Origin of the sequence: Chelativorans sp. M5D2P16 (genome assembly GCF_034427935.1) — a bacterium.
Lineage (GTDB): Bacteria > Pseudomonadota > Alphaproteobacteria > Rhizobiales > Rhizobiaceae > Chelativorans.
On record NZ_JAXQNM010000041.1, the window covers coordinates 48,681 to 66,306 of the forward strand.

Here is a 17,626-nt window from a genome sequence, read left to right on the forward strand (position 1 = left end):
GCCGTGGATATTGACGTGCGCGTAAAGGCTCACTACGGTCCGGCGGCTTGCGGCGAATGGTCCGTTGATCCGAGGTTTGCACGCTGTTTCAATTTCCCCGGAGCGTGGCGGAAATCGGCCATCGAAGCGGGGCGCACGCTGCTATTCAGCGCCAAGACCGCACAGTTGAGAAAGGAATGCGCATGAAGATCCTCGTACCGGTGAAGCGGGTCATCGACGCGAATGTGAAGCCGCGGGTGAAAGCGGATGGTTCCGGTGTCGAACTGGCCAATGTGAAGATGGCGATGAACCCGTTCGACGAGATCGCCGTCGAGGAAGCGCTCCGCCTCAGGGAAGCCGGCAAGGCCGAGGAAATCGTCGCCGTCTCCATCGGACCGGACAAGGCGCAGGAGACGCTCCGCACCGCGCTCGCCATGGGCGCCGACCGCGCCGTGCTCGTCAAGACGGACGAGGCGGTGGAGCCGCTGGATGTGGCCAAGATCCTGAAAAGCATCGCCGAGGCGGAGAAGCCGGGGTTGATCATTCTCGGCAAGCAGGCGATCGACGACGATTCCAACCAGACCGGCCAGATGCTGGCAGCCCTTCTCGGCTGGGCCCAGGGCACGTTCGCCTCGAAGGTGGAGATCGACGGCGAGAAGGCGACGGTCACGCGCGAGGTCGACGGCGGCCTGCAGGTCGTGTCGCTCAAGCTGCCGGCCATCGTCACCACCGATCTCCGGCTCAACGAGCCGCGCTATGCCTCGCTGCCCAACATCATGAAGGCCAAGAAGAAGCCGCTCGACCAGAAGAGCCCGGCCGACTACGGCGTCGAGGTGAAGACCCGGCTCAAGGTCCTCAAGACGGAGGAGCCGGCGGGCCGCAAGGCCGGGGTCAAGGTGGGCTCCGTCGCCGAGCTCGTCGAGAAGCTCAAGAACGAAGCCGGCGTGCTCTAAATCGGGAGTAAAGACGACAGATGGCTATTCTTCTCATCGCCGAACACGACAATCAGTCACTCTCCGAGCAGACCGCCAAGGCGCTGAGCGCGGCCGCGGCGATCGGCCCCGATATCGATATTCTGGTGGCCGGTCGGAACGCCGGGCCGGCCGCTGAAGCTGCGGCGGGGCTTGCCGGCGTGCGCAAGGTGCTTCTCGCCGAAAGCGATTCGCTCGCCGAGCGCCTGGCCGAGCCGCTGGCAGCCACCATCCTCTCGCTGGCGGAAGGCTACGATACGCTGATCGCGCCGGCCACCACGACGGGCAAGAACGTCATGCCGCGCGTGGCGGCCCTGCTCGACGTCATGCAGGTCTCCGACATCATCGAGGTGGTGAATGCAGCGACCTTCAAGCGTCCGACCTATGCCGGCAACGCGGTCCAGACGGTGGAATCGACCGACGCCAAACGGGTGATCACCGTGCGCACGGCATCTTTCCAGCCGGCGGAGGCAGGCGGTTCCGCTCCGGTCGAGACGGTCGGCGCCGCGGACGATCCCGGCCTTTCCAGCTTCGTTGAAAACAGGATCGAGGAAAGCGACCGCCCGGAGCTGACCTCCGCCAGGATCATCATCTCCGGCGGCCGGGCGCTCGGCTCGGCGGAGAAGTTCGAGGAGGTCATCCTGCCGGTGGCCGACAAGCTCGGTGCGGCCGTCGGTGCGTCCCGCGCGGCGGTCGACGCCGGCTATGCGCCGAACGACTGGCAGGTGGGCCAGACCGGCAAGGTTGTGGCACCCGATCTCTACATTGCCTGCGGCATCTCCGGCGCCATCCAGCATCTGGCCGGCATGAAGGACTCCAAGGTCATCGTCGCCATCAACAAGGACGAGGAGGCGCCGATCTTCCAGGTTGCCGATTACGGCCTCGTCGCCGACCTCTTCGAGGCCCTGCCGGAACTCGAAAAGGCGCTTTGACAAACAAGTAACTGCATGCACAATTCACGAAGGGCGGGGTGGACGCGGTCGCCCCGCCCTTTTAGGTTGCGCTGCAACCTCGTGAACGGGCGCAAAGCCCTGCGACAGGATCAGTGACATGACGGGCAAGATCGAGACGGTAGGCATCGTCGGCGCCGGGCAGATGGGAAGCGGCATTGCGCATGTGACCGCGCTGGCCGGCTATCACGTGAAGCTCTACGACATTTCTTCCGAACGGATCGAAGCCGGTATCGCCACCATCAGCGGCAACATGGCGCGCCAGGTTTCCTCCGGAAAGCTGGAGGACGGCACCCGGCAACAGGCGCTGGGCAAGATCACCCCGGCAAAGGTGCTGGAGGATCTCGCCGATGCCGACCTCGTCATCGAGGCGGCCACCGAGGACGAGACGATCAAGCGCAAGATCTTCGCCCAGCTCTGTCCGATCCTGAACCCGGAAGCGCTGCTCGCCACCAACACCTCCTCCATTTCGATCACGCGGCTTGCCTCCCAGACCGACCGCGCCGAGCGCTTCATCGGCATCCACTTCATGAACCCGGTGCCGGTGATGAAGCTGGTGGAGCTGGTGCGCGGTATCGCCACCGAGGACCTGACCTTCGAGACCGCCCGCGGTTTCGTCGAAAGCCTCGACAAGACCATCACCGTGGCGGAGGACTTTCCCGCCTTCATCGTCAACCGCATCCTGTTGCCGATGATCAACGAGGCGATCTACACGCTTTACGAGGGCGTCGGCTCGGTCGAGGCGATCGACACCGCCATGAAGCTCGGCGCCAACCATCCGATGGGCCCGCTGCAGCTTGCCGACTTCATCGGCCTCGACACCTGCCTCTCCATCATGCAGGTGCTTTACGAGGGGCTGGCCGATTCCAAATACCGTCCCTGCCCGCTGCTGGTGAAATATGTCGAGGCCGGCTGGCTCGGCCGCAAATCGGGCCGCGGCTTCTACGACTACCGCGAGGATCCGCCGGTGCCGACCCGCTGACGCGCGTTTAGAATCGCGTGGCCCCAGAAGCCTAGCGCAGGAAAAGCTCGAATTCGCGCCGCCCCATGGGCGTAAATCGAATAACGCGGCTGTTCTGCTCCCGCCGTGCCCAGCCTTTCGTCAGAATGCGCTCGAGCAGCACCGCACCCAGACCACCGGCCAGATGCGCGCGCCGCACGCTCCAATCGAGGCAGGTCCTGCACAAAGGTCGTCTCTTACGGCGAAGGTCTCCCACGTCGATGTCCACGCTCGCGAAGAACGCGGTGCCGCTTCCGGTCAGTAAAGGCTGCCCGTCCTCCAGTTCGATGAAGCCGCGCTGGATGAAACTGTCGAACATGGCAACGCCCGCCTCGCCCGCCAGATGATCGTAGCAGATGCGCGCCTCGCGCATGGCGCGATCGCGCGGGCCGGGCGAAATGCGTTTCGGCCCGAGCTCCGCCGCAATGCCCATTATGCCTTCCAGCATCGCCGCGACACGCCGGTCGGCGAGCGCGTAGTAGCGGTGCCGGCCTTGCCGCGCCACGGTGATGAGCCCGCCGTCGGTCAGCTTCGCCAAATGCGCGCTCGCCGTGGACAGGGACACGCCCGCCTCTTGCGCAAGCTCGCTTGCCGTCAGGGCCACTCCGCCCATGAGCGCGGCCAGCATATTGGCGCGCGCCGGGTCGCCTACGAGGCTGCCGATCTGCGCGATGTCGGTTCCTGCCTTCATAGTTCGACCGTAAACGAACTATCTTCGCCCTACAACTGCTATCCCGCCTTGCGAAAGGAGCAAGGCGATGCCGGATATCATTTCGCGACGACACAGCACGCCCAGCGACGTGCGCGCACGCTCGCTCCGACTGCAGACCATTCTCCCCCTGCTCCTCCGCGCCGAAGAACGATGGCGGCAGCGACGGCAGCTGGCGAAGCTCGATGACCATCTTCTGGCCGATATCGGCCTGACGCCGAAGGATGTGCGCCGCGAATGCAGGAAGCCCTTCTGGCGCTAGCGACGAACCTTGAGTGCAAACGGAGAGACCAATGTCCATCACCTGCTTCATCCGTTACGAGATCGACCCGTTCAAGCGCGAGGCCTTCGAACGGTACGCGCGCAACTGGGGCGAGGCGATCCCGCGCGCGGGTGCCGATCTCATCGGTTATTTCGCGCCCCATGAAGGCTCGGCCACGACCGCCTACGGCGTCTACAACATCGCCAGTCTTGCCGATTACGAAGCCTATCGCGCACGGCTTGCCGCCGACCCGCTCGGGCGCGAGAACTACGAGTTCGCAAAGCGCGAGCGGTTCATCCTCAGGGAGGACCGGATTTTCCTGAAGCTCGCGTCAGCCCCCCATGGCGAGAGCGCAAGGCCATGATCGCGGTGATCTTCGAAGTGGAGCCGGCGGCAGGGCAACGCGAGACTTATCTGGAAGTCGCCGCCGAGCTTCGCCCGTTGCTCGACGGCATAGACGGCTTCATCTCGATCGAGCGATTCCAGAGCTTGAGCGAACCCGGCCGTATCCTGTCGCTCTCCTTCTGGCGCGACGAGGTGGCCGTCAGGGCGTGGCGCAACACGCAGGAACATCGCGCCGCGCAAGCCGCCGGGCGTGGCCGCATTTTCGAGAACTACCGGCTTCGGATCGCGCATGTCGTACGCGCCTACGGCATGCATGAGCGAGCCGAGGCGCCCGCGGATTCCCGCATGGCCCATGATGGCGAGAGCTAGGAACCCTGAGCCTACCAGCGGAGGAGCAGGCGCTTACTGCGCCGGCTGCCTTTGCCGGCGGGCACGGGTGCCCGTCCTCTTTGTCCTCCTGTGCTGGCCCGCCGTCGGCGAGATTTCCTCCATAGGGAAAGCGTCGACGGCAACAACCTTTTCCACCGCCGCCCTCACCTCGGCAAGCCGCGCCAACTCGTCGTCGGAAATGATACCTTTCTCGCGCGCTTCGTCCGGATCCTCGATGCGGGCCTCACGCAACTTCTTCTCGATGGGGGCGGCCTCCACCACCAGGGCGAAGGCGGTCTCCAGATCCTTGATCGGATGCTCCGCGTGGCCCTCCCCCAGATAAAGGTCCGGGGCGAGCCGCTCGCGCTGTGCGGAAGGCTTCATCAGGATCTCCGCCAGCTTGCCGATCTGCCGGTCTGATGGCACGGGTTCCGGCACGCCGAAAGGGAAGGCGATGGCGCGCGCCAGCCACGCGGCCCAGCGCGCCGGCAGGTTGTCGAGAACGCCCTTGAAGGCGGCGCCGATGCGGCTTTCGCCCTGCTGCATGAGATAGTCGACAATGGGCCGGTCTTCCACCTGCCGGCCCTCGTCCTCGAAGCGCTTCAGCACGGCACCGAGCAGGTAGAGCTCGGCCAGGACGTCCCCCAGTCTTGCCGAAATCAGCTCCTTGCGCTTCAGCGCCCCACCCAGGGTCATCAGCGCCAGATCCGCCGTCAGCGCAAAAGCCGCCGCGTGGCGCGACAGGCGCCGAAAATAGTGAGGCAGCGCCGCATCACGCGGGGCGGGACCGATGCGGCCGCCAGACCAGCCACGCAGGAAGGCGCGGCCCGCCGTCTTCAGCGCATGGCCGATATGACCCCAGAAGGCCCGGTCGAAGGCGTCGAGCCCACGTGTCTTGTCCTCGTCGGAAAGCGCCAGCATCTCTTTCAGCATATAGGGGTGGGAGCGCACCGCCCCCTGTCCGAAGATCATCAAATTGCGCGTCAGGATGTTGGCGCCTTCCACCGTGATGCCGATGGGCACGGAGCGATAGCCGGCGGCCAGATAGTTGCGCGGGCCCTCGATGATGCCCTTGCCGCCGTGGATGTCCATCGCATGGGTGTAGGAGCGGCGCATACGCTCCGTCGCATGGTATTTCATAATGGCCGAAAGGACCGACGGCCGGTGCCCCTCGTCGAGGGCGGCGACCGTCAGCCGCCGCGCGGCGTCGATGAGATAGGCGTTGCCGGCAAGCTCGGCGAGCGGTTCCTGGACACCCTCGAACAGGCCGATCGGCACGCCGAACTGCGTGCGCACCCGCGCATAAGCCCCGCTTGCCCGCGCGCTCACGGCCGCCGAGGCCGCCGACTGCGACGGCAGCGAGATGCTGCGTCCTGCGGCGAGCGCCGTCATCAGCATGGTCCAGCCCTGGCCGATCTGCGCTTCGCCGCCCAGGATGTGGTCGAGCGGCACGAACACGTCCTTGCCGTAGAGCGGCCCGTTCTGGAAGAAGGTGAAGAGCGGAATGTGCCGCTCGCCATGGGAAACGCCCGGCGTATCCATCGGCAGGAGTGCAACGGTGATGCCCAGTTCCTCGCCGCGGCCCAGGTGGTTTTCCGGATCCCGCATCTTGAAGGCGAGTCCCATGACCGTGGCGACGGGTCCAAGCGTGATGTAGCGCTTGTGGAAGTTGAGCCGCACGCCGAGCACCTTCTTGCCCTTCCAGGTGCCGTATTCGACCACGCCGGTATCCTGCATGGCCGCCGCGTCGGAGCCAGCGTCCGGCGAGGTGAGCCCGAAACACGGAATCTCGCGCCCGTCGGCGAGCCGCGGCAGCCAGTAGTCGCGTTGCTCCTCCGTGCCGAAATGCATCAGGAGTTCGCCGGGGCCCAGCGAGTTCGGCACCATCACCGTGACACCGGCCACCACGCTGGCCGAGGAGACCGTTCGCACCACCTCCGAATGGGCAGTATTGGAAAAGCCGAGGCCGCCATACTTCCTCGGGATGATCATGCCAAAGAACTTCTTGGCGCGCATATGGTCCCAGACGGACTTGGCCAGGTCCCGGTCGCGCCAGTTCAGCGTCCAGTCGTCGACGAGACCGCACAACTCGGCGACCTCATTGTCCATGAAGGCCTGTTCCTCGGCCGAAAGCCTGGCCGGCGGCATCATCAGAAGCGCGTTCCAGTCCGGGTTGCCGGTGAACAGCTCACCATCCCACCACACCGTCCCGGCATCGATCGCCTCGCGCTCCGTTTCGGAGATCGGCGGCATGATGCGCGAGGCCCATTTGAAGATCGGCGCGGTGAGTCGGTCGCGGCGGAATGTGCGCAAATCCATGAATGTGCCCTTTGCTTGTCTGCCCCGCATCACGCGAGACTAATGCAGAAAGGCACACGCCGCGACCATGTTCCGCGAATGTGCATCCGGAAGCCCGTGGCGCCTACTGCGCCTCCTCGCATTCGGCCACGGGAGCCGCATCTTCCCCCTGCATGAGATTGTAGAGAGACCCGTTCTTGCCCTTCGACCACCAGACATACACGCCGCCGGCATAGCGCGCGCCCGAGGCGGCAAGCACATTGGCGGCGACCACCGGCTCGCCGTCATGGGCAAAGACCGCGAGGGAAACGCTGCCTGAATTGATGTACTCGACATCCAGCGTTCCGGCATCGCCGCATTCATATGTGACGGTCCGGCGGTCCACCGGATCGTCCCCCGGCAGCGACAGCGTGACCTCCGCTGCGTGTGCCGCGCCAACGATGAGGCTGAAAAGCCCGAAAGCGGCAGAAATGACAAGGCGCGACATCGATCCCCTCCGCTCAATTCCTGCCGCAGCATAGCAGCGGAACTGTCAAACGCGAAACGTCGCCTCCGGTTTCGGTCGCGCTCAATCAGAGGCATCGCCGCGATACCCGTTCACACATTGTGTTACATTTAGAAATTCGCTGTTATCCGAAGCTGCAAATCACTATATTGGCAGCCGTTGAACATGAGCCGGGGCGGATACGGAATGGAAGCACCGTCCGCTTTCGGCCGGGGACACAGCGGTCGAATGAATGTTTCCATCAGGATTTGCCAAACAGATAATGATGGCCGGGCTGGTCGCCGCCGTTTTGGCAGCCGGCGTGCGGAACGGCACGGCCGACGAGGTTGTCACGACCGCCGCCCTGTCGGAGAGCCGAGCGGTGCTTTCCGGGCTGAGGACCAGGAGCATTAAGAACGCCGAGCGGCATCTGGGCCTGATCGGCGGCAGGCTCGAACGCACGCGTGGCCCACGCCTCGACGGGCGCAATCTGAATGCAAGCACGCTCGCCGTACGGTTTTCCGGAGACTCGCCGGAAAAGAGCGCCACATTCGAGACAAGGAGGCTCCTTGCTCCGGAGAAGGAGCGCCGCACCCGGCGCACGGCCGTCTGGTTCGGCGGCAACGTCACGCTGGACAGCGCCCGCGCCGAGAAGCCTCGCTTTGCCACGGTCTACACCGACGGCCTTGCCTTCGGCGTGGATACCCGCTTCGGCCGGCGCCTCCTGGTGGGCAATGCCGTCGGCATGGCATTCGACCGGACGGGCATCGGCGATGGGGGAACGCTGGCGACGCGCTATCTTTCCAACACGCTTTACGGCAGCCTGACGACCGCGACAGACACCTATCTCGATGTGGCCGTCGGTGCCTCCCGCGGCACTTTCCGCCGGCACGACGGCACGGGTTTCTTCGACGCCGGGGGTAGCCCGGCAACCCAGGTTTTCGGCCTGGCTCGCCATAGCCGCACGTTCCGGCGCGACAAGCTACGGTTCCGGTCCTACGGACAGGCCAAGTACCTGCAGACCTATTTCGGATCCTGCAGGACCCCGAGCGGCGCCTATTTCGCGTCCTCAACGGCCCAATCGCTCGAGTTGACACTCGGCTTGCGCGGCGAGACGTCCAGGCGCACCAATCTCGGGAAGGTCTCGCCCCATGCGGTGCTGGAGATCTCGCGCACCATGAAGAGCCGGTCCGGCACCACCCTTACCTTTGCGGAGTCGATCGAGGACCTCGCCGCGGCCTCGACCAGCCGGTCCGGCAAGCTTTCCGCGCGAACGGGGCTGAATTGGGCCCTCTCCGACAGCACCACCATCAACGGCGAATATGCGGTTTCCTCCGCGCTCGGCGAATTTAACGCGCGGCAGAAGGTCACCGCCAGTTTCAAGCTGAAGTTCTGACGAATACGGGAAAGGCTTCAGCCCCCGCCCTCGCCCATTGCCGCCTGCACGAGCGTCACTGCGTCCGCGCTCGCCCAATCGGCCGGCCCGTTCATGTGTGCGAGAAGGCAGCCGTCCTCGTCGACCAGCAAGGTCACCGGCAGGCCGAGGGCGAGGCCGCGCGTCTTCAACGTATTGAAGACATCCATCGAGTTGTCGCGGTAGTAGGCGAGTGAGTCGACCCCGGTTTCCTCAAGGAAGGCTTTCGGCTTTTCATCGCTTCCCCGATCGATATTCACCGCCACCACCTCGAACTTGTCCGAGCCGTTCTCCCGCTGCAGGGCGTCGAGCGCCGGCATTTCTTCGCGGCAGGGGGTGCACCAGGTGGCCCAGAGATTGACCAGCAGTGTCTTGCCGGAAAGATCGGCCACGGTCATGGCCTCGCCATCCGGTCCGTTGAAGGCGAGGTCGCTCATGCTCTGGGGCGGATCGGCGGGGAGCATGGCCGCCACCTCGCCGCTGATGGCCGGTTCCAGGGCGGCGACTTTCTCGGCCTTCGCCGCACAGGCGCCGGCCTGTGCCGTCTCGCCCGTGTTGCCATCGGGACCGCCCATCACGTATAGGCTTGTGACCCCGGCGACGATGCCAGCGGCCGCGGCGACCGCGACCAGGCGAAGCGCTGGAAGGTTCCGCATAATGTCCGCCATTTCCTAAATCACCACTCCAGGCCCGATATCACGATGAGCGAAAACAAAGCCAGCAACCGCATGTGGGGCGGACGTTTTGCCTCAGGCCCCGACGCCGTCATGGAAGCCATCAACGCCTCGATCAGCTTTGACCGCAAACTTTACGCCCAGGACATCCGCGGCAGCCTGGCCCACGCCGCGATGCTGGCCCAAACTGGCATAATATCGGCGGAAGAGGAAAAGAAGATCGCTCACGGGCTCAACACGATCCTGTCAGAGATCGAGCGCGGCGACTTTACATTCTCCACCAGGCTTGAGGACATCCACATGAATGTGGAGGCGCGGCTCGCCGAACTGGTCGGGCCGGTGGCCGGCAAGCTCCACACCGCGCGCTCGCGTAACGATCAGGTGGGCGTCGATTTCCGCCTGTGGGTGAAGGAAGAGCTTCAGCGTGTCGACGCGGCCCTGACAGGCCTCATCGAGGCGTTTCTGACGCGAGCCGAAGAGCACGCCGCGAGCGTCATGCCGGGCTTCACCCATCTCCAGGCCGCCCAGCCCGTCACCTTCGGCCACCACCTCATGGCCTATGTGGAAATGTTCGGCCGCGACCGCTCGAGGGTATGCGACGCGATCGAGCGGCTGGACGAATGCCCGCTGGGCGCGGCCGCGCTCGCCGGCACCGGCTTTCCGATCGACCGGCACATGACGGCTGCCGCACTCGGCTTCCGCGAGCCGACGCGCAATTCCATCGACACGGTCTCCGACCGTGACTTTGCGCTCGAATTTCTGTCGACCGCCGCCATCTGCGCCACGCATCTTTCGCGGCTCGCCGAGGAGATCGTCATCTGGTCGACCCCGCAGTTCGGCTTCGTGCGCCTGTCGGACGCCTTCTCGACCGGCTCTTCCATCATGCCGCAGAAGAAGAACCCCGATGCCGCAGAGCTGATCCGCGCCAAGACCGGCCGCGTGAACGGCCATCTGATGGCGCTGCTGACGGTGATGAAAGGTCTGCCGCTCGCCTACTCCAAGGACATGCAGGAAGACAAGGAAGCCGTCTTCGACGCCGCCGAGACGCTGGACCTGATGCTTGCCGCGATGACCGGCATGGTGGGTGACATGGACGTAAACAAGCAAGCCATGAAGAAGGCGGCGGGAGCGGGCTTTTCCACCGCCACGGATCTTGCCGACTGGCTGGTCCGGGAGGCGGGTCTGCCCTTCCGCGAGGCCCATCACGTGACCGGTCGCGCCGTAGCGCTCGCCGAAGAGCGGAAGTGCGGCCTGGAAAAGCTGCCGCTCGAGACGCTCAAGCAGATTCATCCGGCCATCCACGACGGCGTCTATTCCGTCCTGTCGGTGGCGAATTCGGTGAAAAGCCGCACCTCCTACGGCGGCACCGCGCCCGCCGAAGTACGCCGCCAGATCCGCGCCTGGAGAAAGCGCCTGAAACGGGATGCAACGCGGGCGAAAAACCGCTAAAACCCCCGCACGCTCACCAACCAGGAAACGGATGGCAGATGACGGCCCGCGGAACGCTTATCCTTCTGATGCTCGGCCTGGCGCTCGGGCTCACCGCCTGTGGCCGCAAGGCGCCCCTCGACACGCCCTACGAGGCGGCCGTCGAAGCGCGCGAGCAGGCCGAACGTGACGGCGAGCCCCTGCCGCCGGAGCCGAAAAAACCGGTCGAGGACCGGCCGTTCATTCTCGACGGATTGATCTGAGACGGCAGACCACGGGATGTTCCGCGCCCCTTCGCGCACGACAAGAGTCGCTTAGTGAACCACTTTCAATACCACAACGGCATTCTCCACGCCGAAGACGTGTCCATCCCCGAGATCGCGGCCGCCGTCGGCACGCCCTTCTATTGCTACTCCACGGCTACGCTGTCGCGCCACTACAACGTCTTCGCCGAGGCGCTTTCCGGGCTGGACTCCCTCATCTGCTATGCGATGAAGGCGAACTCGAACCAGGCCGTGATCCGGACCCTTGGCCAGTTGGGCGCCGGCGCGGACGTGGTTTCGGAAGGCGAGTTGCGGCGGGCGCTCGCCGCCGGCATCCCGGCCGACAGGGTTCTCTTCTCCGGCGTCGCCAAGACCGAGCACGAGATGGATTATGCCCTTTCGGCCGGCATCCTGTGCTTCAATGTCGAATCCCTGCCGGAACTGGAACTGCTTTCCGCCCGCGCCGAGGCCATGGGCGTTGAAGCCCCGGTCTCCCTGCGCATCAATCCGGATGTGGACGCGAAGACGCACAAGAAGATCTCCACGGGCAAGGCGGAGAACAAGTTCGGCATTCCCTGGAAGGATGCGCGCGAGGCCTACCGGCGCGCCGCCCGCCTGCCCGGCCTGCGGGTGACCGGCATCGACATGCACATCGGCAGCCAGATCACCGAACTTCAGCCTTTCGACCAGGCCTTTTCGCTTTTGACGGAGCTGACGGAGACGCTGCGCGGCGATGGCCATGCCATCGAGCATGTCGATCTCGGCGGCGGGCTGGGCGTGCCCTACCGCGAAGACAACGAGCCTCCTCCGCTGCCCGACGCCTATGGCGAGGTCGTGCGCAAGCACGTCACCCGGCTGGGCCTCAAGGTTTTCCTCGAGCCGGGCCGACTGATCGCCGGCAACGCGGGCGTTCTCGTCTCGCGGGTCATCTATGTGAAGGAAGGTGAGGCGAAGAACTTTCTGATCGTCGACGCGGCGATGAACGACCTCATCCGCCCCACGCTTTATGAGGCCTATCATGCCATCCGCCCGGTCCGCGCGCCGGCCGACGACACACCGCGGATGCGGGCCGATGTGGTCGGTCCGGTCTGCGAGACCGGAGACTATCTGGCGCTGGACCGCGATCTGCCCGTGCTCGCTGCCGGCGATCTGATCGCCGTCGCCACCGCCGGTGCTTATGGCGCGGTCTTGTCCAGCACGTATAACTCCCGCCTGCTGGTGCCGGAGGTTCTGGTGAGCGGCGAGCGCTTCCACGTCGTGCGGCCGCGTCCCAGCTACGGGGATCTCATCGGCCGCGATTCGATGCCTGACTGGCTGTAGAGCGCCACTCCCGGCTGTCCGGCCAGGGGTGGTTCGGCCGGCTGTCCGGCCGGCACGGGTTGGTATTCCTCGTCGGTGCGCTTTTTCTCCGACGTCGCGGTGAGGAACCAGGCAATCCCGTACTGAACAAGGATCCCCCCGGCGAGCAGGGCGGTATCCTCGAAAAAGCTGGTCTGGAAACGCGCGCGCAGGACCTGCAGCGCGATCGCCAGGACCGAGCCCGTGGCGAAGACGGCGAGACCGTTCCGCCCCATCAGCGCAACCGGCCGGAAGAACGGTGTCGCGATCAGCCACGCGACGGCGGGAAGGTTCACCACCACATAGGTAAGCGCCAATACATGCAGAAGGCGCGGTGCCGCGACGAACGTCTTGTCGAAGCTGGCAATGAAGAAGGGCAGCGTCTCCCTTCCCGGAAGCGCGCCGAGCCGCAGTTGCACCCAGAAAAAGGCGAGGACGAGAAAGGCGACCGCCAGCCCGAAAAGCCGGCTGTCATAGGGCACCAGCTTTCGCCCCTCGGTCATCGAAAGGCCCATCGCGATGCCGATGGCATAGACGAGCTGCCAGCTGATCGGATTGAAGAACCACCCGCCGGGATTGGGAAAGTTGGGCAGGTTCAGCCGGAACATGCCCGCCAGAAACCAGATGGCAAAGGCAAGTCCCAGCATCGCCCAGCGATTCCTGAGGCCGAGCACGATATAAAACGGCGAGACGATCAGGAGGGTAAAGTAGAGCGGCAGGATGTTGAAATAGCCGAGCTGGTGTCCGAGCGTGGGGATGCCCACCATTGCCGAAAGCGGCCGGTCGAGAAGCCGCGTGAAATTCACCCGGCGCACGATATCCACCGTGTCGAGGTAGAGAATGCCCGAGGCGACGATGGCGATCGCGATGACCGAGGTGACGATGTGGGCGACATAGATCGTTCCCGCCCGGCGCCAGACGCGCAGCAGCGCGCTGCCGAAATCGCCCGCCCTGAAACCGCGTGAATAGGCAAGGCCCACGGCAATGCCCGACATCAGGACGAACGCCTCCGCCGCGTCGGAAAAGCCGAAGTTGCGGGAGGTGAAGCGTTCGTAGAAATTGCCCGGAACGTGATTGACGAAGATGGTCAGGAGGGCCAGGCCACGGAAGACGTCGAGACGAAGGTCGCGGCTGGTCTTCCGCGGTGGCAAGGACTTATTCACCTCAGCTTCTCCGTCTCGGCCGAGGCAGCGCCGGGGAGCGGCTCGGTGGGTAGCTCGACACCCTGATTCCGTCGCCAGCGAGAGAGGATGTCCTCCTGCTGGCGCATTACCCGGCTCGGCGCCAGCTCTTCCGTCGTCGCAAAGAGGCCGAGATGCCGGTAAAGCCAGTGGCTGGCGAGCGAGGTCGCGCTGATGAGCACGGGGGCGAATAGTTGCGGCCCGGCCACCAGCATGATGTACGGCAGGAAGCCCGGCGCCAGCCGGTAGGCCGCGCCGATGGTCAGCGAGCCTATCGCGACGATCCACCAGCTCGCCGCCCACGCCTCGCCCAGGCGCACTCGGCCCGCCTCGCGATTGGCGGCCGGCCAGCCGGCATCGGCGCCCGCCAGGACCTGCAGAACGGCGCGCGTCTGGAACAGCATCATGATCGGGGCGAGAACACTGGTGAGCGCGATCTCGACGACCGCGCTGAGAAAGCATCTCAGCGTTCCCCCGAAGCGCCGGTTGCGCCCGGAGATCGCGCCGTCGATGAGGACGAGGATCTTTGGGCCGATCAGGAGGCCCACGACGCCGGTCAGAAGCGCCAGCGCGTTGGCCTGCTCGACGCGCGGAAAGACAGGCAGGCCCGGAACGGGAAAATAGTCTGGGATCACCTGCATCGCCGGAGCGGCGATGCTGGCGATCAGGAACAGCGCCCAAAGCGGCGCCGCCACATAGGCCATGATGCCCTGCAGGAACACGAACCGGCTCCACGGCTTCAGCTCCGGCGCTGCGATGATGCGCCCGTGCTGCAGATTGCCCTGACACCAGCGCCGGTCACGCTTGGCATAATCGACGACGTTGTCGGGGCCTTCCTCGAAGGAGCCCCTGAGATCGGGATCGATGCGCACCTTCCAGCCGTTGCGCGCCAGCAGCGCGGCTTCCACATAATCATGGCTGAGGATATGCCCGCCGAAGGGCGGCTTGCCCGGCAAGACCGGCAGTCCGCAGCTCTGGGCGAAGGCGCGCGTGCGCGTGATGGCATTGTGGCCCCAGAAGGGGCCTTCGCGCCCCTGCAGCAGGGCAAGGCCCCGCGCGAAGACGGGTGAATAGTAGGAGGCGGAGAACTGGATGGCGCGGCCGAAGAAGGAACGCGCGCGGATGACCTTCGGCAGCGTCTGCAACAGGCCGAGCTCCGGATCGGCATCCATGCGCCGCACCATCTCCACCATCGTGGCGCCCTCCATCAGGCTGTCGGCATCGAGGATGATGAGATAGTCGTAGAGAGCGCCCGAGGTCCTGATGAAGTCGGCGATGTTGCCGGCTTTCTTGCCCGGGTTCGTCTCGCGCCGGCGGTAGTAGATCCGGTGCTTCTCCCCGACCTCCTGCTTCAGCCGCGCGAACCAGAACGCCTCCTGCGCGGCGATGCGCGGATCGTTCGTGTCCGACAGGATGGCGAAATGGAAGCGTCCGCCCGCACCCGTCCGGTAAAGGCTCTTCACCATGGCCGCGACATGGGAAAAGGTCTTGGCCGGGTCCTCGTTATAGACGGGGACCAGAACCGCCGTCGTTGCCGCTGAGGGAATGGGCGGCGCCCGGATCGCCCGCTGGCGCCCGGCGAGCAGGCCGTTGAGTGCCAGCCCCGCGCCCCAGGCGAGCCAGGCCGTGGTCACGGCCAAAAGCGCCACACGCACGAGGTCGAGCCACTGGAGTCCGTCCGAATAGTAGAAGCCCACCGCCAGAAAGCTGGCGATGGCGGCCATCACGATGGCAAAGGAGACGGAAAGCGAGCGCCGGAGCGTGACCATGTGAAAACCCATTGCTGCCGGGCAACGCCGGCGCGAAAGACTATCGCGGCGCGAACCACTCGATCAGCGGCCGCAGGAAAAGGCTGCGGACGCGCTGCCGGACAAGCATCTGCTCCGGCATGGCCATCGGCGCGGCCGGCAGGCCGCTTTCCTCTACAGGATGGCGCGAGCGGGTTTGTCCCTCAGGAACGCGCATCATTTCTTCTCCATTGGTAAACCCAGGTCTCCGACAATTTGCGGTCGCCACGCCGCAGATAAGCGGTCAACTCCACCGGAGCGTCGTCCTCGGGCGTAAGATCGATCACGAGCCGCCAGGCGCCGTTTGCCTCGATCCGCGATACGGTAGAATGGACGATTGTTGCGCGGCTGGCTGAAACGTTGGCTTCAACGCCTTCATCCGCAGATAAGTTCCTGAGGGATTCACCCTCGAAATCAATCACGAACTTCCGCAGCTCCTCCCCGTTCTCCATCCCCGAAACACCGCCCACCCCGGTGCGCAGGGCCGAAACCCGGGCAAGCTCGTCCGTGGGCTCCTCGATGGATCCCCATGTCAGGCGGTAACGAAAAGTGTGCTCCTGCCCGGCCTTGAATTCCCCCTCGGGAATCCAGAAGGCGACGATGTTGTCGTTGACTTCCAGCTCGGTGGGCAGCTCGACGAGGTTGACCGCTCCCTTCCCCCAGTCGTCCAGGGGTTCCACGAGAAGCGAGGGCCGCCGCTCGTACCCCGCACCCGCATCCTGATAATGATCGAAGTCGCGATCGCGCTGGAAGAGCCCGAAAGCCTTCGGGCTGGTTTCGCTGAAGAACGACATCGCCAGTTCGTGCGGATTGTTGAGGTTGCGCCACAATTGCTCCCCGTCGGCACGCACGACCTTCAGCCCGTCGCTGTCGTGCACCTGTCCGCGGAAATCATCGAAGGCGCTTCTGTTGTTCTCGGCGAACAGAAACATCGACGTCATGGGCGCAATGCCCAGCCGCTGAATGTCGTCGCGGATGAAAAGACGGGCCGTCACGTCCATCACGGTGTTCTTGCCCGGTGTGATCTTGAAGGCATAGGCGCCCGTCAGGCTCTCGCCGTCGAGGGCGGCATAGACGGTTATGTTCTCACCCTGCCGGCTGGGCTTCTCAATCCAGAAATCCGTGAACCGGGGAAACTCCTCCCCCCTGGTGGTCGCGGTATTGACCGCGATCCCCCGCGCCGAAAGCCCGTAGAAGTTTCCACGCCCCAGGGCGCGGAAATAGCTGGCACCGAGAAACGACACCAGCTCGTCCATGACCTGCGGATCGTTGAGCGGATAGTGCAGCCGGAAACCGGCCACCCCCGGCAGTTCGAGACCGGCGAAATCCTCCGAGTTGAGCGGCTTGCGGTATTCGAACCGGTTGGCGTCTATGTGGACGAGGGAGGCGCGACCGTCCTCGACCACATGGATCCTCACCGGATGCTTGAACAGCCAGCCGGGATGGAAGGCCTGCAGCTCGAAGGGCGCCTCGCCGCGCCACAACGCCTCGTCCGGCCGAAAGCGGATTGCCCGGTGCTCGTCATAGGTCAGTTCGGCCACCACCTCCGGCAAGGTCTCCTCCGGAGGCGCGAATGGCTCTTCGGCGCGCTGCTTCATGGCCCGGGTCAAGCGCTCGAACGAAAAGGCGTGACCCTCACCCCCAGCGCCGGGCAAATCGGTTTCGTCGGGCTCCTGGGCAAGAGCGGCGCGCGCGCCCAAGACGGCCCACGCCCCCAAAAGAAGCCTTGCCCCGGAGACGATGAAGGAACGACGGTGCATGAAATTCACTCACTACGGATATTGCGCACTGGAGGCGACGCCTTACTCGCAAGGCAATGAAAACGACAACTTGGAGAAGTTGAGGCGTGCGGCGTCACATTGGGAAACGGCATGTTACAATTTGCGACGAAAGATGCCGCAGCCTCACCCAAACGCGGCGCACCACAGCGGCGGCCGATGAGCCGCGCTCACATCGAAGCCCATGCTGAATTCCTCGCTCGAGGGAGCAGGTGACCGTTGGTGGGGATACGTCTCCGATGGCCATCCGCAGCGAATACGATAACAAGATCTTGCCCGCCCAACAGATCAGAATGCCAGCGGCGGAAAGAGGGCGCTTTTCACTCCTGCCCACCGCAAGCAGAGTGGGGCGGGCTTCGTCGACAAGGAGTTGCGAGAGGAGCAGAAATGACTTTC

At 64.8% G+C, this 17,626-nt stretch carries 18 protein-coding genes; 10 read left to right on the top strand and 8 right to left on the bottom strand.

Annotated elements, in window-relative coordinates; genetic code table 11:
- The first annotated feature begins 182 nt into the window (after window positions 1-182).
- The 3 genes from SIN08_RS22030 (at window position 183) to SIN08_RS22040 (ending at window position 2,882) form a co-directional block, all read left to right on the top strand.
- The gene (locus SIN08_RS22030; protein WP_322453768.1) at window positions 183-932 is read left to right on the top strand and encodes an electron transfer flavoprotein subunit beta/FixA family protein; all 750 of its coding nucleotides are present in this window, start codon (window positions 183-185) and stop codon (window positions 930-932) included.
- 20 nt (window positions 933-952) lie between these two features.
- Window positions 953-1,882 (top strand): electron transfer flavoprotein subunit alpha/FixB family protein, encoded by a 930-nt coding sequence (locus tag SIN08_RS22035; protein WP_322453769.1) that lies wholly within the window; start codon window positions 953-955, stop codon window positions 1,880-1,882.
- A gap of 118 nt (window positions 1,883-2,000) precedes the next feature.
- Window positions 2,001-2,882 carry a 3-hydroxybutyryl-CoA dehydrogenase gene (locus tag SIN08_RS22040; RefSeq protein WP_322453770.1) on the top strand — a complete coding sequence of 294 codons (882 nt, stop codon included), beginning with the start codon at window positions 2,001-2,003 and terminating at the stop codon, window positions 2,880-2,882.
- 31 nt (window positions 2,883-2,913) lie between these two features.
- On the opposite strand, the gene SIN08_RS22045 is transcribed toward SIN08_RS22040, so the two are convergent.
- Window positions 2,914-3,591, bottom strand: coding sequence for a helix-turn-helix transcriptional regulator (locus SIN08_RS22045; RefSeq protein WP_322453771.1), 678 nt, complete (start codon window positions 3,589-3,591; stop codon window positions 2,914-2,916).
- A 67-nt stretch (window positions 3,592-3,658) separates the two neighbouring features.
- On the opposite strand from SIN08_RS22045, the gene SIN08_RS22050 reads away from it, so the two are divergent.
- The 3 genes from SIN08_RS22050 to SIN08_RS22060 are packed head-to-tail and all read left to right on the top strand — an operon-like array spanning window position 3,659 to window position 4,585.
- Window positions 3,659-3,871, top strand: coding sequence for a DUF1127 domain-containing protein (locus SIN08_RS22050; RefSeq protein WP_322453772.1), 213 nt, complete (start codon window positions 3,659-3,661; stop codon window positions 3,869-3,871).
- A 31-nt stretch (window positions 3,872-3,902) separates the two neighbouring features.
- The gene (locus tag SIN08_RS22055) at window positions 3,903-4,235 is read left to right on the top strand and encodes an NIPSNAP family protein (protein WP_322453773.1); all 333 of its coding nucleotides are present in this window, start codon (window positions 3,903-3,905) and stop codon (window positions 4,233-4,235) included.
- Entirely contained in the window at window positions 4,232-4,585 is a 354-nt protein-coding gene (locus SIN08_RS22060; protein WP_322453774.1) for an antibiotic biosynthesis monooxygenase, read from the top strand. The genes SIN08_RS22055 and SIN08_RS22060 overlap by 4 nt, the downstream gene beginning before the upstream one ends.
- A 33-nt stretch (window positions 4,586-4,618) precedes the next feature.
- On the opposite strand, the gene SIN08_RS22065 is transcribed toward SIN08_RS22060, so the two are convergent.
- Together SIN08_RS22065 and SIN08_RS22070 are read right to left on the bottom strand one after the other, a co-directional pair.
- Window positions 4,619-6,904 (bottom strand): acyl-CoA dehydrogenase, encoded by a 2,286-nt coding sequence (locus SIN08_RS22065; RefSeq protein WP_322453775.1) that lies wholly within the window; start codon window positions 6,902-6,904, stop codon window positions 4,619-4,621.
- A gap of 103 nt (window positions 6,905-7,007) precedes the next feature.
- Window positions 7,008-7,370, bottom strand: a complete 363-nt coding sequence (locus SIN08_RS22070) for an MliC family protein (protein WP_322453776.1) — start codon at window positions 7,368-7,370, stop codon at window positions 7,008-7,010.
- Window positions 7,371-7,650: 280 nt separating this feature from the next.
- Between SIN08_RS22070 and SIN08_RS22075 the strand changes: the two genes are divergently transcribed.
- A complete protein-coding gene (locus SIN08_RS22075) occupies window positions 7,651-8,763 on the top strand; it encodes an autotransporter outer membrane beta-barrel domain-containing protein (RefSeq protein WP_322453777.1) in 1,113 nt (370 codons plus the stop codon).
- Window positions 8,764-8,780: 17 nt separating this feature from the next.
- Here SIN08_RS22075 and tlpA read toward each other — a convergent pair whose 3' ends face one another.
- Window positions 8,781-9,449 (bottom strand): thiol:disulfide interchange protein TlpA, encoded by a 669-nt coding sequence (gene tlpA, locus SIN08_RS22080; RefSeq protein WP_322453778.1) that lies wholly within the window; start codon window positions 9,447-9,449, stop codon window positions 8,781-8,783.
- 33 nt (window positions 9,450-9,482) lie between these two features.
- On the opposite strand from tlpA, the gene argH reads away from it, so the two are divergent.
- Genes argH through lysA form a run of 3 tightly spaced genes read left to right on the top strand, consistent with a single transcriptional unit; the run spans window position 9,483 to window position 12,466 of the window.
- Window positions 9,483-10,904 (top strand): argininosuccinate lyase, encoded by a 1,422-nt coding sequence (argH, locus tag SIN08_RS22085; RefSeq protein WP_322453779.1) that lies wholly within the window; start codon window positions 9,483-9,485, stop codon window positions 10,902-10,904.
- A gap of 38 nt (window positions 10,905-10,942) precedes the next feature.
- Window positions 10,943-11,146, top strand: a complete 204-nt coding sequence (gene lptM / locus SIN08_RS22090) for an LPS translocon maturation chaperone LptM (RefSeq protein WP_322453780.1) — start codon at window positions 10,943-10,945, stop codon at window positions 11,144-11,146.
- 54 nt (window positions 11,147-11,200) lie between these two features.
- The gene (gene lysA / locus SIN08_RS22095) at window positions 11,201-12,466 is read left to right on the top strand and encodes a diaminopimelate decarboxylase (RefSeq protein ID WP_322453781.1); all 1,266 of its coding nucleotides are present in this window, start codon (window positions 11,201-11,203) and stop codon (window positions 12,464-12,466) included.
- Here the strand turns inward: lysA and SIN08_RS22100 are convergent.
- The 4 genes from SIN08_RS22100 to SIN08_RS22115 are packed head-to-tail and all read right to left on the bottom strand — an operon-like array spanning window position 12,421 to window position 17,212.
- Entirely contained in the window at window positions 12,421-13,647 is a 1,227-nt protein-coding gene (locus tag SIN08_RS22100) for an OpgC domain-containing protein (RefSeq protein WP_322453782.1), read from the bottom strand. The genes lysA and SIN08_RS22100 overlap by 46 nt on opposite strands.
- Window positions 13,644-15,434, bottom strand: coding sequence for a glucans biosynthesis glucosyltransferase MdoH (gene mdoH / locus SIN08_RS22105; RefSeq protein ID WP_322453783.1), 1,791 nt, complete (start codon window positions 15,432-15,434; stop codon window positions 13,644-13,646). The genes SIN08_RS22100 and mdoH overlap by 4 nt, the downstream gene beginning before the upstream one ends.
- A gap of 40 nt (window positions 15,435-15,474) precedes the next feature.
- A complete protein-coding gene (locus SIN08_RS22110; protein WP_322453784.1) occupies window positions 15,475-15,633 on the bottom strand; it encodes a hypothetical protein in 159 nt (52 codons plus the stop codon).
- Window positions 15,617-17,212 carry a glucan biosynthesis protein gene (locus SIN08_RS22115; RefSeq protein WP_322453785.1) on the bottom strand — a complete coding sequence of 532 codons (1,596 nt, stop codon included), beginning with the start codon at window positions 17,210-17,212 and terminating at the stop codon, window positions 15,617-15,619. The genes SIN08_RS22110 and SIN08_RS22115 overlap by 17 nt, the downstream gene beginning before the upstream one ends.
- Between the last annotated feature and the right edge of the window lie 414 nt (window positions 17,213-17,626).